This is a genomic window from Mycolicibacterium xanthum (assembly GCF_019710635.1).
GTDB lineage: Bacteria > Actinomycetota > Actinomycetes > Mycobacteriales > Mycobacteriaceae > Mycobacterium > Mycobacterium xanthum.
The window spans coordinates 173,397-200,272 of sequence record NZ_JAIFZS010000011.1; the positions used below are offsets into that span (position 1 = coordinate 173,397).

At 69.6% G+C, this 26,876-nt stretch carries 24 protein-coding genes; 18 read left to right on the top strand and 6 right to left on the bottom strand.

Annotated features, from left to right (window positions below; all coding sequences use genetic code 11):
• The first annotated feature begins 177 nt into the window (after positions 1-177).
• Positions 178-831: a cutinase family protein gene (locus tag JDV09_RS06985; RefSeq protein ID WP_221368382.1), complete on the top strand. Its 654-nt coding sequence runs from the start codon at positions 178-180 to the stop codon at positions 829-831.
• Between the two features lie 159 nt (positions 832-990).
• Positions 991-2,646 carry a SulP family inorganic anion transporter gene (locus JDV09_RS06990; protein ID WP_221368383.1) on the top strand — a complete coding sequence of 552 codons (1,656 nt, stop codon included), beginning with the start codon at positions 991-993 and terminating at the stop codon, positions 2,644-2,646.
• A gap of 178 nt (positions 2,647-2,824) precedes the next feature.
• Here the strand turns inward: JDV09_RS06990 and JDV09_RS06995 are convergent, their stop codons facing one another.
• The 3 genes from JDV09_RS06995 to JDV09_RS07005 form a co-directional block, all read right to left on the bottom strand.
• The gene (locus tag JDV09_RS06995; RefSeq protein WP_221368384.1) at positions 2,825-3,433 is read right to left on the bottom strand and encodes a cysteine hydrolase family protein; all 609 of its coding nucleotides are present in this window, start codon (positions 3,431-3,433) and stop codon (positions 2,825-2,827) included.
• A 178-nt stretch (positions 3,434-3,611) separates the two neighbouring features.
• Complete coding sequence (locus tag JDV09_RS07000; RefSeq protein ID WP_221368385.1) at positions 3,612-5,321, bottom strand: fatty acid CoA ligase family protein; 1,710 nt, start codon at positions 5,319-5,321, stop codon at positions 3,612-3,614.
• Between the two features lies 1 nt (position 5,322).
• Positions 5,323-6,174 carry an alpha/beta fold hydrolase gene (locus JDV09_RS07005; protein ID WP_221368386.1) on the bottom strand — a complete coding sequence of 284 codons (852 nt, stop codon included), beginning with the start codon at positions 6,172-6,174 and terminating at the stop codon, positions 5,323-5,325.
• Positions 6,175-6,654: 480 nt separating this feature from the next.
• Here JDV09_RS07005 and JDV09_RS07010 point away from each other — a divergent pair, with 480 nt between their 5' ends.
• From JDV09_RS07010 to JDV09_RS07030, 5 genes are all read left to right on the top strand, one after another.
• Entirely contained in the window at positions 6,655-7,158 is a 504-nt protein-coding gene (locus JDV09_RS07010; protein WP_221368387.1) for a disulfide bond-forming protein DsbE, read from the top strand.
• A gap of 9 nt (positions 7,159-7,167) precedes the next feature.
• Positions 7,168-8,052, top strand: a complete 885-nt coding sequence (locus JDV09_RS07015; protein WP_221368388.1) for a cytochrome c biogenesis CcdA family protein — start codon at positions 7,168-7,170, stop codon at positions 8,050-8,052.
• A gap of 142 nt (positions 8,053-8,194) precedes the next feature.
• Complete coding sequence (locus JDV09_RS07020; protein WP_221368389.1) at positions 8,195-8,800, top strand: glycerol-3-phosphate acyltransferase; 606 nt, start codon at positions 8,195-8,197, stop codon at positions 8,798-8,800.
• 13 nt (positions 8,801-8,813) lie between these two features.
• Entirely contained in the window at positions 8,814-10,427 is a 1,614-nt protein-coding gene (locus JDV09_RS07025; protein ID WP_221368390.1) for a DAK2 domain-containing protein, read from the top strand.
• A gap of 2 nt (positions 10,428-10,429) precedes the next feature.
• Positions 10,430-11,176: an alpha/beta hydrolase gene (locus JDV09_RS07030; protein ID WP_221368391.1), complete on the top strand. Its 747-nt coding sequence runs from the start codon at positions 10,430-10,432 to the stop codon at positions 11,174-11,176.
• On the opposite strand, the gene JDV09_RS07035 is transcribed toward JDV09_RS07030, so the two are convergent.
• A complete protein-coding gene (locus JDV09_RS07035) occupies positions 11,163-12,020 on the bottom strand; it encodes a DegV family protein (protein WP_221368392.1) in 858 nt (285 codons plus the stop codon). The genes JDV09_RS07030 and JDV09_RS07035 overlap by 14 nt on opposite strands.
• Positions 12,021-12,367: 347 nt before the next feature.
• Positions 12,368-13,324: a LysR family transcriptional regulator gene (locus tag JDV09_RS07040; protein ID WP_221368393.1), complete on the bottom strand. Its 957-nt coding sequence runs from the start codon at positions 13,322-13,324 to the stop codon at positions 12,368-12,370.
• A 44-nt stretch (positions 13,325-13,368) separates the two neighbouring features.
• Here JDV09_RS07040 and JDV09_RS07045 point away from each other — a divergent pair, with 44 nt between their 5' ends.
• The 8 genes from JDV09_RS07045 to JDV09_RS07080 all read left to right on the top strand — a co-directional run bounded on the left by JDV09_RS07045 (position 13,369) and on the right by JDV09_RS07080 (position 22,100).
• Positions 13,369-14,496: an XdhC family protein gene (locus tag JDV09_RS07045; RefSeq protein ID WP_221368394.1), complete on the top strand. Its 1,128-nt coding sequence runs from the start codon at positions 13,369-13,371 to the stop codon at positions 14,494-14,496.
• 115 nt (positions 14,497-14,611) lie between these two features.
• Positions 14,612-15,508 carry an FAD binding domain-containing protein gene (locus JDV09_RS07050; protein WP_221368395.1) on the top strand — a complete coding sequence of 299 codons (897 nt, stop codon included), beginning with the start codon at positions 14,612-14,614 and terminating at the stop codon, positions 15,506-15,508.
• 7 nt (positions 15,509-15,515) lie between these two features.
• Entirely contained in the window at positions 15,516-15,995 is a 480-nt protein-coding gene (locus tag JDV09_RS07055; RefSeq protein WP_221368396.1) for a (2Fe-2S)-binding protein, read from the top strand.
• Positions 15,992-18,391 (top strand): aerobic carbon-monoxide dehydrogenase large subunit, encoded by a 2,400-nt coding sequence (locus JDV09_RS07060; protein ID WP_221368397.1) that lies wholly within the window; start codon positions 15,992-15,994, stop codon positions 18,389-18,391. The genes JDV09_RS07055 and JDV09_RS07060 overlap by 4 nt, the downstream gene beginning before the upstream one ends.
• Before the next feature lie 50 nt (positions 18,392-18,441).
• Entirely contained in the window at positions 18,442-19,311 is an 870-nt protein-coding gene (locus tag JDV09_RS07065) for an XdhC family protein (protein WP_221368398.1), read from the top strand.
• Between the two features lie 13 nt (positions 19,312-19,324).
• Complete coding sequence (locus tag JDV09_RS07070) at positions 19,325-20,209, top strand: AAA family ATPase (protein WP_221368399.1); 885 nt, start codon at positions 19,325-19,327, stop codon at positions 20,207-20,209.
• Entirely contained in the window at positions 20,206-20,898 is a 693-nt protein-coding gene (locus JDV09_RS07075; RefSeq protein WP_221368400.1) for an SRPBCC family protein, read from the top strand. The genes JDV09_RS07070 and JDV09_RS07075 overlap by 4 nt, the downstream gene beginning before the upstream one ends.
• A complete protein-coding gene (locus JDV09_RS07080; RefSeq protein ID WP_221368401.1) occupies positions 20,895-22,100 on the top strand; it encodes a vWA domain-containing protein in 1,206 nt (401 codons plus the stop codon). The genes JDV09_RS07075 and JDV09_RS07080 overlap by 4 nt, the downstream gene beginning before the upstream one ends.
• A gap of 89 nt (positions 22,101-22,189) precedes the next feature.
• Here the strand turns inward: JDV09_RS07080 and JDV09_RS27225 are convergent, their stop codons facing one another.
• Positions 22,190-22,519 (bottom strand): hypothetical protein, encoded by a 330-nt coding sequence (locus JDV09_RS27225; RefSeq protein ID WP_221368402.1) that lies wholly within the window; start codon positions 22,517-22,519, stop codon positions 22,190-22,192.
• Between JDV09_RS27225 and JDV09_RS07090 the strand changes: the two genes are divergently transcribed.
• From JDV09_RS07090 to JDV09_RS07100, 3 genes are all read left to right on the top strand, one after another.
• The gene (locus JDV09_RS07090) at positions 22,520-23,230 is read left to right on the top strand and encodes a Na+/H+ antiporter NhaC family protein (RefSeq protein WP_308124041.1); all 711 of its coding nucleotides are present in this window, start codon (positions 22,520-22,522) and stop codon (positions 23,228-23,230) included.
• A gap of 582 nt (positions 23,231-23,812) precedes the next feature.
• Entirely contained in the window at positions 23,813-25,009 is a 1,197-nt protein-coding gene (locus JDV09_RS07095) for an alpha/beta hydrolase family protein (protein WP_255604937.1), read from the top strand.
• Between the two features lie 134 nt (positions 25,010-25,143).
• Positions 25,144-26,547, top strand: a complete 1,404-nt coding sequence (locus tag JDV09_RS07100) for a wax ester/triacylglycerol synthase family O-acyltransferase (protein ID WP_221368403.1) — start codon at positions 25,144-25,146, stop codon at positions 26,545-26,547.
• Positions 26,548-26,876 lie beyond the last annotated feature (329 nt).

Below are 26,876 nucleotides of genomic sequence, written 5' to 3' on the forward strand. Positions count from 1 at the left end.
GTGAGCGAACGCACTGGACGCAGCGCCGGCTGCCTATCCGATTTGCGCTGGAATGTCAGCCGACAGCCCCCAGGGCACCGCCACGACGTGCGACATGTTGGTTGCACGAATCGACGACGGCACCGTCGCGTCGCGGGCCGGGCGTGACATCGGTGCCCGCCACGGCGACATACCGGTATGGAGACACGAACCTTCGCCCAATCGGTACGCGTGCTGTGCGCGGCCGGCGCCGCGGCCTGGGCGTTGCCCGTAGCCCTACTGACATCCGCGACCTCGGCGGCCGCCCCGTGCCCCGACGTCGAAGTGGTGTTCGCCCGCGGTACCACCGAGCCGCCCGGCGTCGGCGGGGTGGGGCAGGCGTTCGTCGACGCGTTGCGGGGCCAGGTCGGCGGACGTTCGGTCGGGGTGTACGCGGTGAACTATCCGGCAAGCCACGACTTCGCCCGCAGCACCCCGGCGGGGGCCGACGACGCCCGCAGCCACATCGAAGCCACCGCGGCCAACTGCCCGAACACCCGAATGGTGCTCGGGGGCTTCTCGCAGGGGGCGGGCGTGATCGACCTGGCGAGCAACGGGCTGCCGGTCCCCGTCACCGACCGGGTTGCCGCGGTGGCCGACTTCGGCGGGCCACGCACCGCCTTCTCCGACTCGCTGTCGGTGGGCCCGTTGCCGGTGCTCAACCCGGTGCTGGCGGGCAGGGCGATCGACATGTGCGTGCCCAACGATCCGATCTGCTACGAGGGTGGCTGGGACATGAGCGCCCACAACGCGTACGTGGCCACCGGAATGGTGCAGCAGGCGGCGCAGTTCGCGGCGCGCCGGCTCCGATGAGTCGATGATCCCGTGACTGCGACAGGGGGTGGTCAGACACCGACAACGATGTTCTGACCGCCGTGTGTCCGGTGCGCTGCGCGGTTGGCTGGCCGCGCACGACGAACTGCCGGGACGTTCGCTGATGGCCGCGCCCCGATCGGCTGCGATCATGGGTCGATGCTGTTGCCGTCGTTGCGTGGCTATCGGCCGTCATGGGTGCTCGGCGACGTTCTCGCGGCGCTGACGTTGCTGGCGATCGCCGTGCCCGAACAGCTGGCCACCGCGCGGCTGGCCGACATGCCGCCGATCACCGGTTTCTGCGCCTTCATCGCCGGCTCGGTGGTCTTCGCGGTGCTGGGGTCCAACCCGAGGATGTCGGTCGGTGCCGACTCGACCATCGCCCCGTTGTTCGCGGCCGGCGTGGCGGCGCTGGCCGCGACGGGGTCAGCCGACTACGTCGGGTTGGTGGGGATCCTCGCGGTGACGGTCGGGGTGTTGGTGGCGGTGGTCGGCTTCCTGCGGATGGGGTGGGTCGCCGAATTCCTGTCGGTGCCCATCATCAGTGGATTCCTGGGCGGAGTCGCGGTGATCATCGTCGTGCATCAGTTGCCCGACCTGATGGGCCTTCCGGACGCCGGCGGCAGCACCGTGCACCGGGTGCGCGTCCTGGTCGACGACCTGCACATGCTCAACGGCTGGGCTCTGGGCATCGGCGCGGGCGTGTTCATCCTCGTGGTGGCCGCCGACCTGGTGGACCGCCGGTTGCCCGCGGCACTGGCCGCACTGATCGGCTCGACGGTCCTGGTCCGGTGGCTGGACCTGGACACCCGCGGGGTGCCGGTGCTCGGTGCCGTCGCGCACGGCGCACCACAGCTGGGACTGCAAGGGTTTTCGTGGTCGGCGCTGGGCGAGGTGGCTCCGATCGCCGCTGTCGTCGCCCTGGTCATCGTCAGTCAGACGGCCGCGACCACCCGTGCGTTCCCCGACCGGCGTGGCCGTCGGGTGGACGTCAACCGCGACTTCGTCGGCGTCGGCGCCGGCAACGTCGTCGCGGGTCTCTTCGGGGCCTTCCCGGTGAACGCGAGCCCGCCACGAACCGCCGCGGTGGTCGCGGCATCCGGGCGAACCCAGCTCACCGGCCTGGTTGCCGCCGCCGGTCTGATCCTGCTGGTCCCCGCACTCGCCCTGCTCGACGACCTGCCGGTGGCGACGCTGGCCGCGATCCTGATCTTCATCGCCACCCGTATCTTCCCCGTGCGGGACCTGATCGAAATCGCCCGTTACAACCGAGTCGAATTAGGACTGGCGGTGATCACCCTGCTCACGGTGTCACTCGTCGGAGTCGAGCAGGGCATCGCGGTGGCTGTGGTACTGGCCATCCTCGACCGCGCACGCCTCACCGCCCGTCCGCACCTGCAGATCCTGGGCCGCATACCGTCGACCACCAGCTGGGCTCCGCTCGACGGCACGGACGAGCCGGCCGAGGTCCCCGGAATCCTGGTCGTGCTGTTCGCCACGCCGCTGTGGTATGCCAATGCGTCTCACTTCCGCAGCCAACTGACCGATGCGCTCGAACGCTCGGGGCAACCACCCCGGCTACTGGTGCTCGACGCGATCGGAATGACCGATCTCGACTACACGGGCGCCCGCGTGTTGGCCGCCGCGCTGGACGAACTCGACCGCCGCGGGGTGTGCTTTGCCATGGCGAGAACCAATGCGCCGGTCCGCGCCAGCCTGGCCAGGAGTGGTCTGCTCGCCCGGATCGGCGAGGGCCGCCTGTTCACGTCGGTCGGTGAAGCGGTCGATGCACTCGGTCCCGACTCGGCCGGGTGAGTTCAGGATCGGGCGTGTCAGAACAACTTCGGATCCGGCGCGCGCTTTGCGCCAACCCGGTGCGGCTGGCGGTGGCCACCCCGTACCGGACCGCGCGCCGCTACGCCGAGGGCAAACCGACGAAAGCCGAACACTTGGGACGTGAGAAGGGAAAGCGCCAGCCTGGATGCACCGCGGCTCACTGGGTGAGTTCGTCGATCAATTCGTCGGCGGTCATCGACCGGGAGAACATCGGGTAGTCGTACTTGAGTGCGTTTTCATGCTCCTCGACGGAGGTTGCCGCGACACAGTCGCTCAATGTTATTACCTGGTAACCGTTTTCGTAGCCGGTGCGCATGGTGGATTCCACACAGCAGTTGGTGAGGAATCCACCGAGCACGATCGTGGTGATGCCCTTGCTGCGCAGGATGAAGTCCAGGTTCGTGCTGGCGAAGGTGTCCAGGCCGCGTTTGCCCTCGACGACGATGTCGCCTGTGGCGGGTGCCAATTCGTCGACGATCGCTGCACCCCAGGACCCCTTGACGAACGCACGGCCGTCGACGACGCCCTTGAGGATCCCGTACGGATGGTTGGTTATCTCGTTGTAGCCTGCCGTGAAGGTGATGGGGGCATGCATGACGGTGGCGCCGGCCTTGCGCGCCGTGTCCACCACCGCACGGGTCTTCGTGAGCATGTCGGTCTGATCCATCACGTCGGAAACCGCATCGTGTAGGGCACCACCCTTGGAGGTGAAGTCGTTCTGATACTCGATCAGCACCACCGCGGTAGTTCTCGGGTCGATCGTCATCACCGCAGGTTAGACCCATTCTTCTGACCCGGGCAATGGGCGATCGTCGATTGCCGCGGAACGCGACTTCGTGAAGTCGACGACGGGGATCGACGCGGCGTAACGTAGCGGAGCCAGCGGCTGGAGAGGCGGCGGATTCGGCCACAGAGCGGGTGCGCTGGCTGCAGGAGCTGGGTCGCTACAGCTGCCGGGCGGCCCACTTGGCAAGCTGCGGGCGCTCGATCTTGGAGTTGTGGCGCGGATCCACCGGCAGCCTGCGCTTGAAGAGGATGGCATGGATCTTGTTCCCCATCCCGCAATCCGCGGCCAGCGCGAGCAACTCCTGGTGTAAGCCGGCGAACTCGTGCTTGCCGACGTCCGGCTCTACCTCGACACAGAGGACGGGCAACTCGCCCGCTGGTGCGGGCACTCCCACCAGTGCACTTCGCCTCACCTTGGGGTGAGCGTCGAACAGCGGCTCGACTTGTAGCGGGAACACATCCCCGCCGGCTGCCTTCACCCGCTGCGACACCCGGCCGCAGACCCAGAGCCTGCCCTGCGCGTCGAGGTAGCCGGTATCCCCGAAGCGATGCCAGTCCCCGTGGGGGTCGGGCACCTTGTTCTTGCGCGTGGCATCGGGGTCGAGAAAGTACTCGGGGCTCACGTGCACGCCCCGCACCAGGATTTCGCCGACTCGCCCCGTGGGCAGCTCCGAGGTCTCCTCGACCGAGTCGATGGGACCGTCCACGATGTCGATGATCTTCAATTCGACACCCGGCAGGGCGTCACCCACACAGATGCCGGCACCCCGCTCGGTCATGTCCCACAAGCCGTGCAGGTGCTCGCGACTGCCCAGCTCCGTGGACGGCATGGCCTCGGTGGCTCCGTAGTTCGCCGCCACCTCTCCATCGGGAGCCATGACCTCCCTCAGCATTTCTTCGACCGGACCGGTGATCGGGGCCCCGGCCGCGATGACTCGTTTCAGCGAGGGCATCGTCAGGTGGCGCGCGAGCGCTTCCCGGGCGAGGTTCTCGATCAGGATCGGCGCGCCGAAAAACGACCCGACCTCGCAGTCGTTGATGACCTGGATCAGGGCGGCCGAATTCACCTTGGCCGGGCCCTGCCGGGCGAAGTCGATGGGCGGGACCACCATCGTGCCGCCTGCACTGATGGGGATGAACAGGAACGCGGGGAACACGGCCATGTCCACCGGGACCTCGTTGTCCGGATCCCAGCGCCAGCTGTGGTGCGCGTTGCGGAACACCTGGCAGAAGTTGCGATGCCGGTAGAGCGTCGGTTTCGCCGGCCCGGTGCTGCCGGTGGTGTAGAGGACGATGCAGGGGTCGTCCGGCCCGACGCTTGGCGACTCCGGCTCGGCGGATGCGTGTTTCCGCAGCGACCTGATCGACCGGGCGCCGGGGAAAGGCGGAAACCCGGTGATGATGCGGCCGCCCGGCAACAGCGGGCTTTCGGTCAGCACGAGCTTGCGCAAGGTGCGCGGACCCCACCCGAAGGTGACCCGTCCGATGTGCGCGAGCGCATTGCCCACGAACGCCTCGGGGTTCACGTGTCCCAGCCGCTCGGCGACGTTGCGGTAGCCGACCGCCGGGTCGATCCAGATGGACAGGGCGCCCACCCGCGTGAGGGCCACGCCCATGACGCAGGTCTCGTAACTGGGCGGTGACATGAAGACGGTGCGGGTCGTCTCGGCAATGCCCATCTCGCGCAGCCCCGCGGCGACCGACTCGACGTCGGCCGAAAGCTCGGCGTAGGTGTGGCGCCGGTAGCGGCGCCTACCGTGGCCCTCCCAGCCGTCCAGGTCGATGACCGCGATGCGCTCCGGGTCCTCGCGCGCTACCCGCAGCACGATGTCGGCGAGGTTGAAGATGTCGTCGGGGAAGGGCTCCATTTCAGGCCGGCGTGTCCACGGCGGACTGCAGGAACCCATCGATGATCGAGGCGACCTCGTCCGGGCGCTCCAGCATCAGCAGGTGGCCGCAATCGGGCAGCCGTTCCCGGCGTTCGGCGTGCAGTATCGAATCCAGGCGACGTCCCGCCTTGGGCGAGACCATTTTGTTCTTCAGCCCCCAGATGGTGCAGATGGGAGGGAACCCCTGCGGTGGCGCGAGGTTGTCGATGACCGAGTAATTCTCCAGGTCGTCGAGCACCCCGAGCAGCGATTCCACCTGGCCGGTAGCCGCGTAGGGGCCGGCGAGTTCGGGTTTGCGATACAGCTTCAGGGCCCGGCCGCGCGGCCCCAGCTGGAACAGGGTGGCGACCGAGCCGATGCCGTTGGTGAGCTTGAGTTGCCCGAGCAATCGGTACACCTGCCGATTGAGTGCGGGCAGCCGCTCCCGTATCCACAGGAACGGTCCCAACCAGCCACCCAGGAAGGTCGACTCGGTGAGCGGGTTGCAGAGCACCAGCGCCTTCACCCTGTCCGGATGGCGGTCGGCGAACGCCAGCGAGATGGCGCTTCCCATGCAATTGCCCACCAGTGCGACCTTGTCCAATGCTCGTGAGCTGACGAACTCCTCCAGCATCGCCACGTAGTTGTCCAACGTGTAGCCCGCGCCGGGCTTGGCCGAGTCGCCGAACCCCAGCAGGTCGAGGGCGAAGATCTCGTACTTGCCGGCCAGTCTGTTCGCCACCTCTTCCCAGATGGCATGCGACGAGCCGCCGTTGTGCAGCATGATCACCGGCTCACCCTGCCCGGTGTGCTCATAGCTGATCGGCAATCCCCGGAAGTCGAAGCTCTCCAACGCAACCGCCCTTGCACTTGTGGTTGTCACGATACCGCCGGATTGCACGGCACCCCGGTGCTGGCGGTGACGGCCCGCCACTTGGCGTCGGCACGGCGGCCTTGCGGCCGCTGACACCGTTTCTCGATGCAATCACGGCGCCTGGCCCGCGGGTAGGGGCCGAAGTCCCGTACCCGAGGCAATTCTTCGGCGGTGGGCGCCCTGGCGGCAGGCCGGCGAGGTGCCGACGTGCACACCCCAAGAGGTCGGCGAACGGCTCATCAGGGGTTGGGGGCCACGTATGCGAGCAAGGAGTGCAAGCTGAACAAAGACCAGCGGCGCTGCGGCGACCTGGTGGGTGTCGCGCCCTCGCCGGTCGTCTCGGCGCCAATCCGGGTTCTTTCGGTTCGGTGACGGTGAACCGCTGAGCGTCTGCGCTCGTATCAGAAGTGTCACCCTGGGCATATGCCACGCTCAGATTGCGCGCCGGAAGGATTCGCCATGATTCATCGTCTTCGACGTCTGTTGCCGGCCGCAGGTGTGGTCGCGGCCGTGCTCATGTTGGCGCTGACAGGTACGCCGGCGGCGATCGCCGACGATCGGCTCGACTTCACCGGTACGACGCTCAGCGGTGCGCCGTTCGACGGCGCCTCGCTGCAAGGCAAGCCCGCCGTGCTGTGGTTCTGGACGCCGTGGTGCCCGTTCTGCAACGCCGAGGCGCCCTCGGTGAGTAGCGTGGCCGCGGCCAACCCCGACGTGACGTTCGTGGGCGTCGCCGCACGCTCCGACCCGGCGGCGATGCAGGGCTTCGTCTCGAAGTACAACCTCGACTTCACAAACCTCAACGACGCCGACGGCTCCATCTGGGCGCGCTACAACGTGCCGTGGCAGCCCGCGTACGTGTTCTATCGCGCCGACGGCTCGTCGACGTTCGTGAACAACCCGACCTCCGCGATGCCGCAGCAGGAACTACAGAACCGGGTTTCCGCACTCAGCACGCAGTAGCCGCGCCGGGTGGAACAAAATCTGGTCGGGCTGGCGTTCGCCGCCGGACTGGTGGCCGCGCTCAATCCGTGCGGCTTCGCAATGCTGCCCGCCTATCTCGTGCTGGTGGTCCGGGGCGGCGGAAACAGCGTCCCCGCCGCGGTCGGACGCGCTGTGGCCGCCACTGCGACGATGACCCTCGGCTTCCTCACGGTGTTCGGGGCCTTTGGGTTGCTGACCGTGTCGCTGGCGTCCACAGTCCAGCGGTACATGCCGTTCGTCACCATGGTAGTCGGCATTGTGCTTGTGGTGCTTGGCATCTGGCTCGTCAGCGGGCGTGATCTGACGCTGCTGGTGCCGAGCCGGATGACCCGTAGTGTATCGGGAGCGCCGACGTCGAGGCTCGGTTCGATGTTCGGCTACGGCGTGGGTTATGCGGTCGCATCGCTGTCCTGCACCGTAGGTCCGTTCCTGGCGGTGACCGGCGCCACCCTGGGTGGCACTTCTGCTCCCGGCCGGGTATGGATCTACGCGGCATACGCGGGCGGGTTCGCGTTGGTGGTCGGCGCGCTGGCCGTCGCGGTGGCACTCGCCAGTTCAACGCTCGCCGAACGGATCAAGCGCATCTTGCCTCATGTGAATCGCATTGGCGGAGCGGTGGTGATCCTCGTCGGGCTGTATGTCGCCTACTACGGCTACTACGAGGTCCAGCTGTTCATTGCGGGCGGTGATGCCGCGAATCCGGTGATCGCCGGAGCGGGACGGTTGCAGGGCGCCATCGCCGGCTGGGTCCATCGACACGGGGCTTGGCCGTGGATGATCGTGTTGGCCGTATCGGTCGTCGGTGCGTCGGCTTGGGCTTGGCGCGTCAGGCGGCCGCGCGCAGGCCGGGCCGGGGCCGATGACGGACAGTAGGCCAGCCTCAAGGCCTGAAACTCAAGGCCTGAAAGGAGCTCCGGCGCACCCGAGGCGTTCGCGTGTCGGCCCGGATCTGACCGCCGGGTCTGATTCTGTTGGGCAGAATTGCATTCGTATCGACAGAGGGGAGCTCACGCCGATGTATGCGCTCGCGGTGCTGGGTGCCTATCTCATCGGTGCGGTCCCGTTCAGCCAGGTCGTCTCGCTCAAGTTCGTCGGGGTGGACCTGCGTACGGTGGGCACCGGCACGGTGTCTGGCACCGGACTGTATCGGGTGGGCGGGCTGGCCCCGTTGATCGTCGGCGGGAGTCTCGATGTCGCCAAGGGCGCATTGGCCGCCTTCCTCGCGGGCGGCAACGGCACCGTGGCGGTGTTCACGGCCGCGGCGGTGGTCATCGGCCACTGCTGGTCGGTCTTCCTCCGCGGCGCCGGCGGCAGGGGGCTGTCGCCGGCCATGGGTGCCCTCGCGGTGCTGTACTGGCCGGGTGCGCTGCTGCTGCTGGCGGCACTGGCCATCGGGAAACTGGCAAACCAGACCGGGCTGGCAGCCTTCATCGCCGATGTGGTGCTTGTCGTCGTGCTCGCGGTGACGAACGGATCGTGGGGTTTGGCGCTCGGCCTCGCCATCGTGATGCCGATGCTGCTCAAGCGGGTGCTCGGCAATGCCAGGCCGCCCGAGGGGAGCGGGCTGTGGTGCTATGGGGATCGGCTGCTCTATGACGCCGACCAGCACAAGGCGGACTGAGGATCTCGACACCATGACGCCCAGGCCGCCCCGGTTCGACACCGACGCGCTCGAACGGACGATGGCATCGTTGGCCGCCCGCCTGGATCGGCACCGCTCGGAGCTGAACCGGCTCAACGTCTATCCGGTGCCGGACGGAGACACCGGCGACAACCTGTCGGCGACGCTGGACTCGGTCCTGGCGCACATCGGCACGGCCGGGCCGGACGGCGACGTCGTCGACGCGGTGGCGACGGGGGCGGTGCTGGGTGGCCGGGGCAGCTCCGGGGTCATCCTCGGCCAGGGGTTGCGCGGGTTCGTCACCAACCTGCCGGGCGACGCCGGCGCAGCGGACCTTGCGGCGGCGCTGAGCGCAGCGGCTGCGGCCGCGCGGGATGCCATCGCCGACCCGGTCGAGGGAACGATCCTCACGGTGGCCGACGACGCGGCCCGGCAGGCCCGGTCGGCGGCGTCGGCGGGTGAATCGCTGGCCGGAGTCGCCCGGGCGGCCGCCGATGAGGGCTGGCGGTCCCTGGCGCGCACACCCGACCTGCTGCCGGCTCTGGCCCGTGCCGGAGTCGTCGACGCAGGCGGTTTCGGATACGTCCTGTTTCTGGATGCGCTGGCCGAGGCGATCACCGGGGAGGAACGCCCGCACCGCGAACCGGAGGCGCCGGTGCTGCAGGTGACGACCGTCGACGACGGCAGCCCGGCGAAGCAGGCCGGCGGTCGCTACGAGATCCTCTGTGTCCTGGCCGCCGACCAGGACCAGCTGCGCGTGCTGCGGGAGCGCTGGTCGGATCTGGGCGACACGGTGGCCATCGCCGGGACCGGAGACACCTGGCGCGGCCACGTGCACACCGACGACGTCGTGGGCGCCCTGGCGGCAGCCCGGCAGGCCGGCGGAGTCTCCGGGGTCGAGATCACCGATCTGCTCGCGCCGCAGGACGGGCGACCGGCAGCCGAGCGGGGCTTGCATCCCGTTGCCCCTGACGGGAGTGCGGTGTCGATCGTCGCGGTGGCCGAGGGCGACGCACTGGTGGCGGCCTACCTCGAAGCCGGCGCACGACGGGTCGTGCTGGGCGGGATCACCGAGAAACCGTCCACCGGCGAGCTTCTGCGGGTGTTGGACGCGTGCGCGTCGGAAGTGGTTGTGCTGCCGGGCGACAAGGACGTGCTGCCGGCGGCCCGGCGCGCTGCGGAGCTGGCGGCGGTTCCCGCCCGCGTGGTTCCGGCCGACATGCTGGCAGGTTTGCTGGCCCTGGAGGCCGTCGGCCCGGGGCTCGACGGTGACGCCGACAGTGGTGCGGCGCAACTCGAGCGGGCGTCGCACCGGATCCGCACCGCGCGCGTCCAGCGTGCGGTGCGTGAGTCGGAAACCGAACTGGGTACGGTTCGCGTCGGCGAATGGCTGGCGAGAGGCACGGCCGGCCTGGTCGCGATCGGGGCGACCGCCCGGGAGGCGCTGGACGCGGCCGCGGCAGCGCTCGTCGGACCCGGCACGACGCGGGCGCTGGTCGCCGTGGATCAGGAGGCGCCCGCACCCGAAGATGTGGTGGCCGGGTTGCGCCGTGCCCACCCTCATGTGCAGTGGCTCCGGCGACGGACCAACCGGCCGTCGTGCGCCTACGGGATCGCGGTGTGGTGATCATGCGCGTCGAGGATGCCGTGTTGTCGACGGTCGACGGTGCCCGGCTGTTCGCCGACGTCTACCACCCGGGCGGACCGGTTCACGGCGGTGTGGTTCTGGTGCATGGCTTTTCGGCGACCCGCCGGCTCGACGCCGTGGTGGAGCAGGCTCGCGCGCTGGCGGATGCGGGCTTCGTCGTACTGGCCTACGACAGCCGGGGGCACGGCATGTCCGGCGGCGAGTGCACGCTCGGCCGGCTCGAGGCCGGCGATGTCGGGATCGCGGTCGACCACCTACGCGGATACGTCGACGAGGTCGTCGCGGTCGGCGCCTCCATGGGTGCGATCGCGGTCCTCTCCTACGCGGTCGGCGATCCACGGCTGGCCGGCATCGTCCTGGTCAGCATTCCCTCGTCGCTGCGTTCGGTGCTGACGGTCGGTGCGTTGGCCGCGATGGTGATGACCCGCACCCCGCCGGGCCGGGCCTACATGCGGTGGATGACCGGAACGCGGGTCTCCCGGGAGTTCCGGCAGGGTGATCAGCCGACGGCTCAGGTCGCGCGGCTGCGGGTTCCGGTCGCGATCGTGCACGGCCGGCAGGACGGCATGATCCGCGCCCGCGCGGCGCTCGAGCTGTACGACGCGGCCTCAGAGCCGCGGCGCGTCGAACTCGTCGAGCGGATGGGCCATGCGTTCCAGACCGCCGGTGTGGAACCGGTGACCCGCGCCGTCGAGTGGGCGTTCGAGCAGCGCCTCAAGTGCCGGTGAGCGCGGGATCTTCCCAGGCCACGCCGATGATCGGCCCGGTGCTGGCGCCCATCACCGGGGTGAACAGAGCGACCTCGACCTCCAGTTCGGGGCGGGCGCTGCACAGGCGGGCGGCCAGGCGCTTGGCGTCGTCGTCGAGCAGCGCGTGGCTGACCACCACCCGCCCCGGGGATCCGGGCGGGAATGCCGACAACACCCGGCGGTAGATCCTGTCGATCCCGCGATGCATGCCTCGCACCACACCGAGCAGCCGTACGTTGCCGTCGGCGCCGAGCGTGAGCAGCAGCTTGACATCGACAGCGTCACCGAAGCGGGCCATCGACGCCGGCATCCGCCCGCTGCGGGCCAGCCGCCGCAGACCCTTCAACACGAACTCGAGGTGGTAGCCCCCGCGCCGGCGCTCGGCACGCGTCACCAGCTCGTCGAGCGTCAGCCCGGCCCGGGCCTCCTCGGCCAGCCGGCGCACGAAGAGACCCTCCGCGGCCGCGGCGGTCTTGGAGTCCATCACGACCGTCGGGACGCGCATCAGCTTCGCCGCGTTACGGGCGCTGTCGTAGGTGCTGCTCAGCTTTCCCGCGAGGGTGACCACCAGCACGCCGTCGGCGCCGGCGTCGATCGCGTGCTGCATCGCCTCGTACCAGTCACCCACCGATGGCGAGGCGGTCTTGTGGTCGATCTCGTCGGTGAACTGTGCGTAGAACTCCTCGGCGGTCAGATCGACACCCTCGTGGTACAGGGTTCCATGCAGATTGATGCAGATCCCCACCACGCCGATGCCGAGCCGCGATCGCACCTCCGGGGACAGGCACGCCACACTGTCGGTGAGGACGGTGACTCCCGTCATGGCCCGCCCTTCCGTCCCGGATCAGCGATCGTGGTCGGCGACGACGTTACCGGCGTGTCGGTCGTCTTCCGCTGAGCGTCGCGGCGCGTCGGCGGCGGGCAGCCGGGCAGGGCGGGACGACCGCCGGCAGCGTGGAACTTCCCGCCCGTGTTCCGCCTGATGGTGAACGGCTTCGCAGAAAAGCTGATCCAGGGGTCGAAGTCGCCGGTCTTGCCGATATCGAGCAGGGGGCTGATTCGCCCCGGCCCACGAGGGGCAGAACCACGTCATCCCGGCGATGTGCCACGCATGGTGTCTCGCAAGAGCGTTGTCAGCGCCGCATCGGCGAGGCTCGGCGGGCCGAGGCCTCAACTCCACAGTGTCACATGGACTTTGGGTCGAAACCTGGTGACGCCGACACCGGATCCGCGGATCATCGCCTGGGTGCATCGGGGCGTGGTGATGAACCGGATCAGCTCGGACACCGCGGGCTGCCGGAAGGCCGGCGCCAGCGTGGCGGCCGACCATTCGCCAGAGGTCTGCAACCGGGGCCCGGTGATGTGGACCAGGCGGCCGGCCTCCAGATCCTTGGCCACCGAGAATCCGACGGCGAGACCGACACCGCCCACCCGCTGGACCTCTTCGAGCGCGGCGGCGTCGCTCTGGAAGATCCGCTGCCGCGATTCGGGGATGGCCAGTCCGGCCAGCATCGAGCCGATCTCGCCGTCGGCGCTGCCGGCCGACGGGCCCAGCATCCAGGGTTGCTCGCGTAGCAGCGCCGGCGTCGGACGGCCCTCGGCCACCGCGCTGTCCGGCGCCGCCACGGTGATGATCTGGTACTTCAGGAACGGACGCACGGTCAGCGTGCCGCCGGGGTGGGCGCCGACCGGGCCGAGTGCGACGTCCACCGCCCGGGATTCGATGAGATGACCGAATCGGGCGGCGGGGTGCACGCTCAACTCGACGGACAGGTCGTCGGCGCGCGAGGAGAACAGTTCGATCAGGCCGGGCGCGGCGTGCTCGGCGAACGCGCTGGAGGCGGCGATCCGCAGCAGTCGGCGCCCGTGCGCGGCCTCGGTCACCTCGATCGCCGTCTGCCGTTGCAGTCCGAGGATCTCGACGGCCCGGCTGGCCAGCCGCAACCCGCCGGGTGTGAACGCCAGTCCGGCCGAGGTCCTGGTGAACAGCGGATCGTCGAGTTCCTTCCGCAACTGCGCGACGTGCATGGACACCCCGGCGTCGGACACCCCCAGCTCCGCCGCGGCCGCGCGGACCGAACCGAGCCGGACCACGGCCGAGTAGGCGCGAAGTTGCGCGGGTGTCACGACAGCAGACTACGGGCCCCGGGGACCCAATTAGATTGGTCGGTGTGAGGGATGTGCTTGCCGGGTTGTTGACGGCCTGGCGGGGCGGCGAGGTGGCCGGCGTCGCGACCGTGGTGCGGACGTTCCGGTCGGCCCCGCGCCCGGCCGGTGCGGCGATGGTCGTGACCGCCGACGGCACCGTGAGCGGCTCGGTGTCGGGCGGCTGTGTCGAAGGCGCCGTCTACGACCTGGCGACCGAGGTGATGGCGACCGGCGTGCCGGTGTTGCAGCGGTACGGCGTCAGCGACGACGACGCCTTCGAGGTCGGATTGACCTGCGGCGGCATCCTCGATGTCTTCGTGGAACCGGTGTCGCGGGACACCTTCGCGCAGCTGGCGGACGTCGCCGCGGACATCGAGGCGCACCGGCCCGTTGCCGTCGCCACCGTGATCGCGCACCCGGCGCCGGACCGGGTCGGACGCCGGGTGGTGGTGCGTGCCGACGAGGCCGTCGGGTCGCTGGGTTCGAATCGGGCCGATGCGGCGGTCACCGACGACGCCCGCGGGCTGCTGGCCGCCGGGCGCAGCGAGGTGCTGACCTACGGCCCCGACGGCCAGCGGCGTGGCGAGGGCATGGAGGTGTTCGTGGCCAGCTTCGCGCCCCGGCCGCGGATGCTGGTGTTCGGCGCCATCGACTTCGCCGCCGCCGTCGCGGCGCAGGGCGCGTTCCTGGGTTACCGGGTGACGGTGTGCGACGCCCGGCCGGTGTTCGCCACCCCGGCCCGGTTCCCGACCGCCGACGAGGTGGTGGTCGACTGGCCGCACCGCTACCTGGCGGCGCAGGCGGCGGCCGGCGTCCTCGATGCGCGCACGGTGGTCTGCGTGCTCACCCACGACCCCAAGTTCGACGTGCCGCTGTTGCAGGTGGCGTTGCGGTTGCCCGAGGTCGCCTACGTCGGCGCGATGGGATCCCGGCGCACCCACGACGACCGGTTGGCCCGGCTGCGGGAGGCCGGACTGACCGAGGCGGAGCTGGGCCGGCTGTCCAGCCCGATCGGGCTGGACCTCGGCGGCCGGACCCCGGAGGAGACCGCGGTGTCGATCGCCGCCGAGATCATCGCCCGCCGCTGGGGCGGCGCTGGGCGGCCGCTGGCCGAAACGCACGGCCGCATCCACGCCGACCGCACCCCGTGACGACGGCCGGGTGAGGCCGCCGCCGACCCCACTTCAGTGATTGCTTAACCCGGTGTTGACGGCCCCGCCGAGGGGACGGAGACTGGGAAGCCCATCGGAATGTGAGGTCGGTCACATGCAGGTTCCCGGGCCCTTCGAGTACGAACGCGCGAACAGTGTCGACCACGCCATCGGGCTGCTGGGCCGGTTGGGCGAGGACGCGATGATCGTCGCCGGCGGGCACAGCCTGCTGCCGATGATGAAGCTGCGGATCGCCAACCCCGAATACCTCGTCGACATCAACGACCTTGCCGCCGAACTGGGCTACGTGATCACCGATCCGACGCTGGTCCGGCTCGGAGCGATGACCCGGCACCGCGAAGTGCTCGACTCGGATCCGCTGGCGGCGGTGTGCCCGATCTTCCGCGACGCCGAACGGGTGATCGCCGACCCGGTGGTGCGCAACCGCGGCACGGTCGGCGGCTCGCTGTGCCAGGCCGATCCCGCCGAGGACCTGACCACGGTGTGCCTGGTGCTCGGCGCCGTCTGCCTGGCCCGCGGCCCGTCCGGTGAGCGGGAGGTCGCGATGGACGACTTCACGGTCGGGCCCTACGAGACGGCGCTGGCACACAACGAGATGCTGATCGAGGTTCGCATCCCGGTGCGCGGCCGCACCTCCAGCGCCTACGCGAAAGTCGAACGACGGGTGGGGGACTGGGCCGTCGCCGCGGCCGGGGCGCAGGTCACCCTGGCCCGGGGCGGCGACGAGATCGCCGCCGCCAGAGTCGGTCTGACCGCGGTGAACCCCGATTTCGCGGCGTTGGCCGACGTCGCGGCGCAGTTGGTGGGCAGACCCGCCACCGAGGAGACCTTCGCCGAGGCGGGCCGGGCCGCCGGGCAGGCCTGCGAGCCGGTGTCCGACGTGCGGGGCAGCGCGGACTACAAGCGGCACCTGGCCGCCGAACTGACCATCCGGACCCTGCGCACCTCCGTCGATCGGGTGCGGAACGCACCGGCACCGCAAGGGAATTGAGGACCACATGCAGGTGAACATGACCGTCAACGGCGAGTCGGTGACCGCCGAGATCGAACCTCGGCTGCTGCTGGTGCACTTCCTGCGGGACCAGTTGCGGCTGACCGGAACCCACTGGGGCTGCGACACCTCCAACTGCGGCACGTGCGTGGTCGAGGTCGACGGTGAACCGGTGAAATCGTGCACGATGCTGGCTGCGATGGCGTCCGGGCATGCGGTGCGCACCGTCGAGGGTCTTGCGGTCGACGGCAAGCTGGACCCCGTTCAGGAGGGCTTCATGGCCTGCCACGGGCTGCAGTGCGGCTTCTGCACGCCAGGCATGATGATCACCGCACGCGCCCTGCTCGACCGCAATCCGGACCCGACCGAAGACGAGATCCGCGAGGCGATCTCGGGTCAGATCTGCCGCTGCACCGGGTACACGACGATCGTCCGGTCGATCCGGTGGGCGGCCGAGCATCCGGCCGGACGGGAGGTGACGGCGTGACCACCGTGAACCGGCCGGTGAGCCGGCCCGAGGACACCGCCGACAACGACCAGAAACCGTGCGGCTACGGGCGGATGCTCCGCAAGGAGGATCCCCGGTTCATCCGCGGCCGCGGCAACTACGTCGACGACGTCGTCCTGCCCGGAATGCTGCACCTGGCGATCCTGCGCTCACCGTACGCCCACGCCAGGATCAACGGCGTCGATGTGTCTGCGGCACAGGCCCATCCGAAGGTCAAGGCCGTCGTCACCGGCGCCGACCTGGCCGAGAAGGGCCTGGCCTGGATGCCGACGCTGTCCAACGACGTGCAGGCCGTGCTGGCCACCGACAAGGTGCGGTTCCAGGGTCAGGAGGTGGCGTTCGTGGTCGCCGAGGACCGCTACGCCGCCCGCGACGCCCTGGAACTCATCGACGTCGACTACGAACCGCTCGACCCCGTCATCGACGTCCGGCGCGCGCTGGATCCGGCGGCGCCGGTCATCCGCACCGACCTCGAGGGCAAGTCCGACAACCACTGCTTCGACTGGGAGACCGGCGACGCCGCGGCCACCGACGCCGCCTTCGCCCGGGCCGACGTGGTGGTCACCCAGGAGATCGTGTACCCCAGGGTGCACCCCGCGCCGATGGAGACCTGCGGCGCGGTGGCCGACCTCGACCCGGTGACCGGCAAGCTCACGCTGTGGTCGACCACCCAGGCACCGCACGCCCACCGCACCCTGTATGCGTTGGTGGCCGGCCTGCCGGAGCACAAGATCCGGATCATCTCGCCCGACATCGGCGGCGGGTTCGGCAACAAGGTGCCGATCTACCCCGGCTACGTGTGCGCGATCGTGGCCTCGCTGGTGCTGGGCAAGCCGGTGAAGTGGATGGAGGACCGCAGCGAGAACCTGACGTCCACCGGCTTCGCGCGCGACTACATCATGGTCGGTGAGATCGCCGCCACCGGCGACGGCAAGATCGTGGCCATCCGGACGAACGTGCTCGCCGACCACGGCGCCTTCAACGGCACCGCCGCGCCGGTGAAGTATCCCGCCGGGTTCTTCGGCGTGTTCACCGGAAGCTACGACCTCGACGCCGCGTACTGCCACATGACGGCGGTGTACACGAACAAGGCCCCCGGCGGGGTGGCCTACGCGTGCTCGTTCCGGATCACCGAGGCGGTGTACCTCGTCGAGCGGCTGGTCGACTGCCTGGCCGACGAGCTGAAGATGGATCCGGCGCAGCTCCGGCTGCGAAACCTGCTCAAACCCGACCAGTTTCCCTACAAGTCCAAGACCGGATGGGTGTACGACTCGGGGGACTACGAGAACACCATGCGGCTGGCCATGGACATGATCGGCTACGACGAACTGCGCGCCGAGCAGAAACAGAGGCGCGAACGCGGCGAACTGATGGGCATCGGGATGTCGTTCTTCACCGAAGCCGTCGGTGCGGGTCCGCGCAAGGACATGGACATCCTCGGGCTGGGCATGGCCGACGGGTGCGAGCTGCGGGTGCACCCGACCGGCAAAGCCGTTGTGCGGCTGTCGGTGCAGACCCAGGGGCAGGGCCACGAGACGACGTTCGCACAGATCGTCGCCGAAGAGCTCGGGATCCCGCCCGAGGACATCGAGGTCGTGCACGGCGACACCGACCAGACCCCGTTCGGCCTGGGCACCTACGGCAGCCGTTCCACGCCGGTGTCGGGCGCGGCGGCGGCGCTGGTGTCGCGCAAGGTGCGCGACAAGGCCAAGATCATCGCCTCCGGAATGCTCGAGGTGTCCGTCGCCGACCTGGAATGGGACAAGGGCAGCTTCCACGTCAAGGGCGACCCGAGCGCGTCGGTGACCATTCAGGACGTCGCGATGCGTGCGCACGGCGCCGGCGATCTGCCCGAGGGTATCGAGGGCGGGCTGGACGCCGAGGTCTGCTACAACCCGGAGAATCTCACCTATCCCTACGGTGCGTACTTCTGCGTCGTCGACATCGACCCCGGCACCGCCGTGGTCAAGGTGCGCAGGTTCCTCGCCGTCGACGACTGCGGCACCCGGATCAACCCGATGATCATCGAGGGTCAGGTGCACGGCGGCATCGTCGACGGCATCGGCATGGCGCTGATGGAGATGATCGCCTTCGACGAAGACGGCAACTGCCTGGGCGGGTCGCTGATGGACTACCTGATCCCGACCGCGGTGGAGGTGCCGCACCTGGAAACGGGCCACACCGTCACGCCGTCGCCGCACCATCCGATCGGCGCCAAGGGCATCGGCGAATCGGCGACGGTGGGCTCACCGCCGGCGGTGGTCAACGCCGTCGTCGACGCGCTGGCCCCGTTCGGTGTTCGGCACGTGGACATGCCGCTGACCCCGTCGCGGGTGTGGGAGGCGATGCAGGGGCGCGCAACCCCGCCCATCTAGCCCGCCTGGGCCCGAAAGCAGAAGGAGGACAGCCGATTCAGCAGACCGGAATGGCGGAGCGTGCGCAGGAACTCCGGCGTGCGCGGATGCCGTTCGTGCGCGCGACGGTGGTCCGGGCCCAGCACCCGGCCTCGGCGCATCCCGGCGACGAGGCCATCCTGCTGGCCGACGGCACGATCGAGGGTTTCGTCGGCGGGCAGTGCGCGCAGAACTCGGTGCGCAAGGCGGCACTGGGTGCGCTGCAGGTGGGCGAGAGCGTGCTGCTGCGGGTGCTGCCCGACGGCGAGGTGCACTTCCCGGAGGCACCGGGCGCCTGCGTGGTGGTCAACCCGTGCCTGTCCGGCGGGGCCCTGGAGATCTTCCTGGAGCCCGAAATGCCGCCGCCGCTGATCCGGGTGTGCGGATCCACTCCGATCGCCGACGCGCTGGCGGCGGTGTGCGCCGGGGTCGGCTACGACGTGCAGCGCGACGCCGGCGCCGACGACCCGGCAAGCACGACCGCGGTGGTCGTCGCCAGCCTTGGCGGTCCCGAGGCCGAGACGATCCGCGCGGCGCTCGACGCCGGCGTCGGCTACGTGGGACTGGTTGCCAGCAGGGTGCGGGGGGCGGCGATCCTGGACGGTCTGGACCTGTCCGACGCCGAGCGCAAACGGGTCCACACCCCGGTCGGGCTGCCGATCGGAGCCAGGACGCCCGCAGAGATCGCGGTGTCGGTGCTCGCCGAACTCATCGCCGAGATCCGGGTACGTGGCCTGACGGTGCCCGAGCGTGCGCCCGTGACCGCCGAGGAGGCCACCGACCCGGTCTGCGGGATGACGGTCGTCGTCGGGCCGGCCACCGCCGGGCTGTCCGTCGCCGGCCGGCAGTACTGGTTCTGCGGCAACGGTTGCCGGTCGTCGTTCGCCGCGGCGCAACCATGACGGGCGGCTGCTGATGGCGTCGGTGTTCCGGGACGTCGACGACGTGATCGAACGCTTCGATGAACACGACCATCTGCTCGACGAGGGCACCGCGGCGGCGTTCTACCTCGCGACCGCGCTCGGCCGGCCGCTGCTGCTCGAGGGCGAACCCGGGGTCGGCAAGACGACTGCCGCGAAAACACTGGCCGCGGTGCTGGATTCGCCACTGGTGCGATTGCAGTGTTACGAGGGGCTGACGGCGGCCGAGTCGTTGTACGACTGGAACTACCAGCGGCAACTGCTGGCCATCCGGCTCGCCGAGGCGCGCGGCGCCGACATCGACGAGGCCGACCTGTACTCCGAGACCTATCTCGTGGACCGGCCGATCCTGCGCTGCGTGCGCCATCGCGGCCCCACCGCGCCGGTGCTGCTGATCGACGAGATCGACCGCGCCGACGACGAATTCGAGGCGCTGCTGCTGGAGTTCCTCGGTGAGGCCGCCGTCACGGTTCCGGAACTGGGCACCTTCGTCGCCGCCGTCCCGCCGGTGGTGGTGCTGACGTCCAACCGCAGCCGTGATCTGCACGACGCTCTGCGCCGGCGCTGCCTGTATCACTGGATCGACTATCCGCAGCCCGCCCGCGCCGCCGCGATCGTGCGGCGCACGGTTCCCGGTGCCCGCACCGCACTGATCGAGCACGCCACCCAGTTCGTCGGTGTGGCACGCACTCTCGACCTCGACAAACCACCCGGGCTGGCGGAGACCATCGACTGGGTCGCCGCGCTGGTGGCGCTCGGGGTGGCGGACCTGACCGACGAGGCGCTGGCCTCCACCGGGCTGGCTGCGCTGGCCAAGACCCCCGACGACCGCAACCTGATCGAAGAAGCACTGGCGACCCAGGGAGGAACACATCGATGAAGATCACCAACGAGTTCACCGTGAGTGCACCGATCGAGGAGGCGTGGGACGTGCTCAACGACCTCGATCAGGTGATCCCGCTGATGCCGGGTGCGCAACTGACCGGACATGAGGGCGAGGACGTACTGGGCAAGGTCAAGGTCAAGGTGGGGCCGGTCACCAGCGAGTTCACCGGCAAGGTCCGCTTCGTCGAGCAGGACCGCGATCAGCACCGCGCGGTCATCGACGCCAAGGGCAGGGAGGCGCGGGGCACCGGAAACGCTGCCGCCACCGTCACCGCGCAACTGCACGACGCCGGCGAGCGCACCCGGGTCACGGTCGACACCGACCTCAAGATCGTCGGAAAGCTGGCCCAGTTCGGCAGCGGCATGCTGCAGCAGGTGTCCGAGAAACTCCTCGGACAGTTCGTCGACTCGCTGGAGGCCAAGCTGGCGGGCCCCGCGGCCGAGCAGACCGGGCCGCCCGCAGCGCCCGCATCGGAGACCGGGCCCACGTCGGCGCCTGGGGCCGCACCCGCGCCTGCGGCCCCAGCACCGGCCGAGCCCGCGCCCATCGACCTGCTGGAACTCGCCGGCGGCACCGCGCTGAAGAAGTACGGCCCCGTGGTGGCGGCGGTGCTCGCGGTGGCCGCAGTGATTATCGTGCTGAGGGTCGTCCTCGGTGGGAGGGCGGAACGGGACCGCGAGTGACCGCACCGCTACTGCTGCGCGGGGTCGACAGGGCGGCCCTGGCGGTGGCGCTGGTGGCCCGGCTGCGGGCGGCCGGGGTCGTGGTCTCCGCAAGTGGCCCAGGGTGTTTCGTCGCGGCGCTGGGTGCGCTCACCCCGATGACGCGGCGTGATCTGTACTGGATCGCCCGGTTGACCCTGGTGAACCGGGCCGAGGACATTGCGGCTTTCGACGCGGTCTTCGATGCGGTGTTCACCGGTGTGGCCCTCGGGATGGATCCGGCGAGCCGCAAAGCCACCGCCGGCGGGGCGGTCGGGTCGGTTCCCGATGCGGCACCCGGTGAGGGCGCGGCGCTCGACGGCGCCGGGTTGCCTTGGGTGACGCCGCCGCGGTCGGTCAGCGCCGCCGACGCGGCCGACGCCCCGGTGACGCTGCCCGACGTGCTGCCGAGTCGTCTCGCCCTGCGGGCCGACGAGCCGTTCGAGAACTTCGACGAGGACGACCTGCGGCTGATCGGCGGCTGGCTGGAGCAGTCGGTGGCGCGCTGGCCCCGGCGCCGCACGCTGCGGCGGGAACGGTGCGATCACGGACCCCGCATCGATCTGCGGGCGACCATGCGGGCGTCGCGGACCACCGGGTGGGAGACGCTGCGGTTGACCCGAACCAGGCCGCGGCCGCGGCCGCGCCGGATCGTGCTGCTCTGCGACGTCAGCCGGTCCATGCAGCCCTACGTCGCGATCTACCTGCACCTGATGCGGGCGGTGATGCTGCGGCCCCGTGCGATCCGGCCCGAGGTGTTCGCGTTCGCGACGTCGCTGACCCGGCTGACGCCGGTGCTGGCGCACCGCTCCGCCGAGGTGGCGCTGTCCCGGGCCAACGCCAAGGTCAGCGATCGGTACGGCGGCACCCGGCTGGGAGCCAGCCTGGCCGACCTGGTCGGCGGACCACACGGCAATGTGCTGCGCGGCGCCGTCGTCGTGATCGCCTCCGATGGTTGGGATGCCGACCCGCCCGAAAACCTCGATCGCGCGATGGCGCGGCTGCGTCGCCGCGCGGCGCTGGTGGCGTGGCTCAACCCGCGCGCTGCCGCACCGGATTTCCGTCCGCTGGCCGGGTCGATGGCCGCGGCGCTGCCGTACTGCGACGTGTTCCTGCCGGCACACTCGCTGAGCGGGGTACGCGAGATGTTGGAAAGACTCCAGAATCTGGCACCGCAGGGGTGACAAGCCCCGGGTCGCCGTGCGGCGGCGGCGGTCCAGCGGATCAGCCGTGCCCGGCCTGAAGAGCCGATTCCGGGGCCGGGGAGCGGGAGTCAGGTGCCCAGGTCGGCGAGTGCGTCGTCACCGCCCTCGCGGTAGGCCGCCCATTCGTGTCCGCCGCGACGCGCCATCGGCGCGGCTACCTCCCACCGCCGACGCGCCGCCGTGAGGGCCGCGTCGGAGTCGAGTCCCCGACGCAGGCCGCGGGACACCTCCCCGGCCACGAATGCTCGGCCCTCATGGTACTTCCCGCCGGGAAAGGCGTTGCCGGACTTCGCGATCGTGCACAACGACGACCCGGAGGCGAGCTCGTCCAGCGTCGCCACCGCGTCGTCTCGGATCGCGGCGGCCCGCTCTGCCAACGAGGAGCGGTCTGCACCCACGTGACCATCATCCTGCAGCCCGACGTCGTCCGCGCGTTTGTGGATGACGACTCACTGAGCGCCCCGCTGGCGATGCTCAAGGGGGTCTGGGATGCGATGGCGACCGGCGTCACCTCGGACACCGGGAATGCGACCGTCGACGACCTGCTCAGCGGAGGCGGTATGGCGGCCATGCTCAACACCGTCTGGCTGATCATCGCCGCGCTGGCGTTCGGCGGGATCATGAATCACACCGGGTTCTTGGCCAAGCTGATCGAACCGCTGCGCCGGCGCACGAACAGCCCCCGGGGTGCGATGGCCTCCACCGGCGGCACCGCGATCGGTCTCAACGTGGTCGCCGGCGATCAGTATCTTGCCCTGGTGCTGACCGGCAACGTGTTCAAGGAGGAGTTCCGGCGCCGGGGAATCTCACCGCAGGCACTGTCCCGGCAGATCGAGGACACCGCGACGGTGACCTCTCCGCTGGTGCCCTGGAACGCTTGCGGCGCATACGCCTCCGGCGTCCTGGGCATCACCACGATCGCCTACCTGCCGTTCGCGTTCTTCAACTGGATCAACCCGTTGATCTCCTTCGCCTACGCCGCCTTCGGGATCGCCATCCCGAAGGCCGAGCCGGGCGCCGAGACGCCGCCCCTGATCGAGGAGGCGTCGTTCTACGGGGTGTCCGGCCAGGACGCCGAGAAGGTGCCCGAGGACGGCTCCCACCGCTGAACGGTGCCACCGCTGACCGCTGCCCGGCCTTGCGTAATGCGCCTCGAGGTCTGCGCGCAAAAGTGCAGGTACGGTGCGGCTCGACAGAGTAGATTGCAGACGCACGATTGCTGCGCCGAGATCGATGGCCGGCGCAATCTGCACAACTTTCGCCAGCGGGGAGGCGTGGCAGGAAGGATTGTCATGCACCGAACCCTCGTCGCCGCCGGCTTTGCTGTCGCGGCCTTCACGACCGGTGGCCTGGGTGTCACAGTTGCTCTGGGTATCGCAACAGGTACCGCGCTGGCGGACCCGGTGTGTTCGCCTGCCAACGCCAATACCGCACCGTGCGCACCGCCCGAGGGCCCCCCGGGGACCTGCGACGCCAACGGCGTATGCGGCCAGCTATGGTGCCCCGGTTCGGGGATGACGGGAATACCGGATTGGGACATGAATGTCTGCCATACGTTCTACTTCGACCCCAACGCTCCGTTGACGAAGCCGATCATCATCGCCGGCCAGCCTCCCGGTCCGCCGCCGCCCCCGCCGCCGCCCTGCATACCACTCGTCAACTGCTTGCCCGGGTTGACGCACCCCTGATCGATGGCCGCAACGCGGACCAACCGCCCCGGGCGTCGCTCCGCTGTCGCAGCGGTGGAGTCGGCGCTGGCGCCGCTGACCAGAACCGGTCGCTACTACGCCGGGGCGTGGCGGCACTACCTCCGCGGCGAGGAGGGCGCGCTGCCGCTGGCCCGGCCCTCGGCGGCGCTGGTCACCCACGCGTTGCGCGACGAGCTGGTGCTGATCGGTCTCCGCTCGCAGCGGGCCCTCGGCGACGGCGCGACCTTCGACCGGATCGAGAAGGAGGTGCGCGCGGCCCTGGACTTCTACGGCGCCAAGGGTTGGCTGGACGATCCCGAACTGCTCTTCGCGCCGCCGCCACCGCTGACCGACATGGAGATCCATTCGGTGCGCCAGCGTGGCCGCTCCTACGAACGGTTCGTCTTCACCAGCGGCTATCTCCCGCAGGAGGGCGACCCGGGCCGGGAACGCTGGCTCGGCTACACCGCCAACGAGCGGGTATACGGGCTGATGTTGCGGCACCGCGAACCCCGGCCGTGGCTGGTATGCATCCATGGAACCGAAATGGGAAGGGCGCCAATTGATCTGACGCTGTTCCGGGCCTGGCACCTACACGACGACTTCGGCCTCAACGTCGCGATTCCGGTACTGCCCCAGCACGGGCCCCGGGCGCGGGGACTGCCGAAGGGCAAGGCGTTCCCCGGCGAGGAGGTCCTCGACGACGGACATTTCGCCGCGCAGGCGGTCTGGGACGTACGCGGACTGCTGTCGTGGATCCGCGAGCAGGAACCCGGTCAGCGGATCGGACTGAACAGCATCTCGATGGGCGGGTATGTCGCGGCGCTGGTCGCCAGCCTCGACGACGACCTGGCATGCGCGATTCTGGGGGTCCCGGTCTCCGATCTGGTCGACCTGCTGGGCCGGCACGCCGGATTCCATCACGACGACCCACGGCATCGCGTCATCGAGCTGGCCGCGCCGCTCGGGAGGATGGTCTCTCCGCTTGCCCTGACGCCCAAGGTGCCGATGGAGGGCCGGTTCATCTACGGCGGTGTTGCCGACCGGCTGGTGCACCCCCGCGAACAGGTGATCCGGCTGTGGGAGCACTGGGGCAGGCCCGAGATCGTCTGGTACCGGGGCGGACACACCGGCTTCTTCACAGCACGGCCGGTGCAGAAGTTCATCGATGCCGCGGTCGTGCAGTCCGGTTTGATCTGAACAGGGCGGGACCGTCGCCGGCAAAGTTCGACCGTTCCGACATCGATGCCTGCCTGAAGCTCACTGTGGCCGAGTAGCTTGCCGTGTAGAGGAAAGACGATCGTGCGATCCAGACTCAGTGGTGGTGACTGGCAGTGAACGTGATGGACCCCCTGGATGCGGCGATGATCACCGGCGAGGCGCTGGCCAGCCCGATGCATGTCGGGGCGCTCCTGGTCTTCAGCCCGCCGCCCGGAGCCGGTCCGCATTTCACCGACGATCTGCACCGGCAGGCGTTACTCGGCGGCGGCGAGATCGACCCGCGGCTGTGCCGGCGTCCCCATATCGGGCTGGACACCCTGGGCCTGTGGAACTGGGAGGAAGTCGAGGTCGACCTGCCCGACCACGTGCAGGCCAGGATCCTGCCGCCGGGCTCCGGGGACCATGCGGTGTGGGACCTGATCGCCGAGCTGCACTCCCGGCCGCTGGAACGGCACAAACCGCAGTGGATGGCCTACCTCATCGACGGGCTACCCGACCGTCGATTCGCGTTCTACATCAAGATGCACCACACCCTGGTCGACGGCGTCGAGGGCATGCAGATGATCGCCGACGGACTGAGCACCGATCCGTCCGACCGATCGGTGAAGCCGTTCTACGTCGCCGGTGAGCATTCACCCGTGCGGGCCGACGAGCCGGCGTCGGGGATCCTGCCGAACCCGGTGTCGGCGCTGCGTTCCCTGCTGGATGCCGGGCGGTCCTCGATCGGGTTCGCGCACGACGTGGTCGGCGGCGGCGCCGACTACCTCGCCGGTGCGCTCACCGGTGAGAGCCCGTTTCCGCTGGCCGCACCGCACACCCGCTTCAACCGGCGGTTGGGACCGGAGCGGGCCGTCACCGGGGGCAGCTGGCCGCTGGACCGCGTGCAGGCGATCCAGGATGCAGCCGGAGTTACCAACAACGATGTTCTGACCGCCGTGGTGTCCGGTGCGCTGCGCGGGTGGCTGGCCGCCCACGACGAACTGCCGGGACGTTCGCTGATCGGCTTCCTGCCGGTGTCGGTGCGCGTCGAGGGCGAGGCGGCGCAGATGGGTCACGGCAACATGTTCGGACTGCAGCAATGCCCACTGGGCACCGACCTGGACGACGCAGCAGACCGGTTGGCCCTCATCCACCGCTCGATGCAGTGGGCCAAGAACGAGGTGGCCCGGCGCGGTTCGGCGGTGACAACGCTACTGACCGCACCGAATCTGGCGCCGAGTCTGCTGCTCTCGTTGCTGCCGTTGGTGCCCAAGTGGCGAACCGGTTACAACGTGCCGATCTCGAATGTGCGCGGCCCCAGGACCGAGATGTACTTCAATGGCGCACATCTGGATTCGCTCTACCCCATCTCGACGGTATTCGACGGTCTGGGGCTCAATGCCACCATGTGCTCCTATGCCGGAACCGTGTCGTTCGGTTACGTCGCCGGCCGCAATCTGGTGCCGGACATCCAGACCCTGATACCGCTGACCGAGAACGCATTCGCCGAACTGGAGTCGGCGCTGGGCGTTCGCTGATGGCTGCGGTCGGCTCGGGCGCCCGGGAGTCCTCTGCGATGGTGTCGCCGCCGGCTGGATCGGTTCCGCTGCAGGCACGTTCGGGCTGGCCGACAGCGAGCCGGGGACGTTCAGCGCTGCGCAGTCGCCCCGAGACCGGATACCGCTGACCCTTGAAGCGGTCCCCATAGATCGGTTGGAAGTGCATCGAGATGAAGAAGGTTCTTGTCTCGATGCCGTTATCCGCCAACATCGTACGGAGTTCATCGCGGCTCATGCCGAATTCTTCGTCGTCGGCCACGATTCTGAGACCTATGCCTACGACCAGATCGATCAGACTCACACCCCGG

What these genes read in the sequence shown, in the direction of transcription:
- JDV09_RS07075 (WP_221368400.1), top strand. Translation starts at nt 20,206, where the DNA reads ATGAAGATCACCAACGAGTTCACCGTGAGTGCACCGATCGAGGAGGCG.
- JDV09_RS07070 (WP_221368399.1), top strand. Translation starts at nt 19,325, where the DNA reads ATGGCGTCGGTGTTCCGGGACGTCGACGACGTGATCGAACGCTTCGAT.
- JDV09_RS07095 (WP_255604937.1), top strand. Translation starts at nt 23,813, where the DNA reads ATGGCCGCAACGCGGACCAACCGCCCCGGGCGTCGCTCCGCTGTCGCA.
- JDV09_RS06985 (WP_221368382.1), top strand. Translation starts at nt 178, where the DNA reads ATGGAGACACGAACCTTCGCCCAATCGGTACGCGTGCTGTGCGCGGCC.
- JDV09_RS07030 (WP_221368391.1), top strand. Translation starts at nt 10,430, where the DNA reads ATGCGCGTCGAGGATGCCGTGTTGTCGACGGTCGACGGTGCCCGGCTG.
- JDV09_RS07025 (WP_221368390.1), top strand. Translation starts at nt 8,814, where the DNA reads ATGACGCCCAGGCCGCCCCGGTTCGACACCGACGCGCTCGAACGGACG.
- JDV09_RS06990 (WP_221368383.1), top strand. Translation starts at nt 991, where the DNA reads ATGCTGTTGCCGTCGTTGCGTGGCTATCGGCCGTCATGGGTGCTCGGC.
- JDV09_RS07000 (WP_221368385.1), bottom strand. Translation starts at nt 5,321, where the DNA reads ATGGAGCCCTTCCCCGACGACATCTTCAACCTCGCCGACATCGTGCTG.
- JDV09_RS07050 (WP_221368395.1), top strand. Translation starts at nt 14,612, where the DNA reads ATGCAGGTTCCCGGGCCCTTCGAGTACGAACGCGCGAACAGTGTCGAC.
- JDV09_RS07055 (WP_221368396.1), top strand. Translation starts at nt 15,516, where the DNA reads ATGCAGGTGAACATGACCGTCAACGGCGAGTCGGTGACCGCCGAGATC.
- JDV09_RS07035 (WP_221368392.1), bottom strand. Translation starts at nt 12,020, where the DNA reads ATGACGGGAGTCACCGTCCTCACCGACAGTGTGGCGTGCCTGTCCCCG.
- JDV09_RS07065 (WP_221368398.1), top strand. Translation starts at nt 18,442, where the DNA reads ATGGCGGAGCGTGCGCAGGAACTCCGGCGTGCGCGGATGCCGTTCGTG.
- JDV09_RS06995 (WP_221368384.1), bottom strand. Translation starts at nt 3,433, where the DNA reads ATGACGATCGACCCGAGAACTACCGCGGTGGTGCTGATCGAGTATCAG.
- JDV09_RS07020 (WP_221368389.1), top strand. Translation starts at nt 8,195, where the DNA reads ATGTATGCGCTCGCGGTGCTGGGTGCCTATCTCATCGGTGCGGTCCCG.
- JDV09_RS07010 (WP_221368387.1), top strand. Translation starts at nt 6,655, where the DNA reads ATGATTCATCGTCTTCGACGTCTGTTGCCGGCCGCAGGTGTGGTCGCG.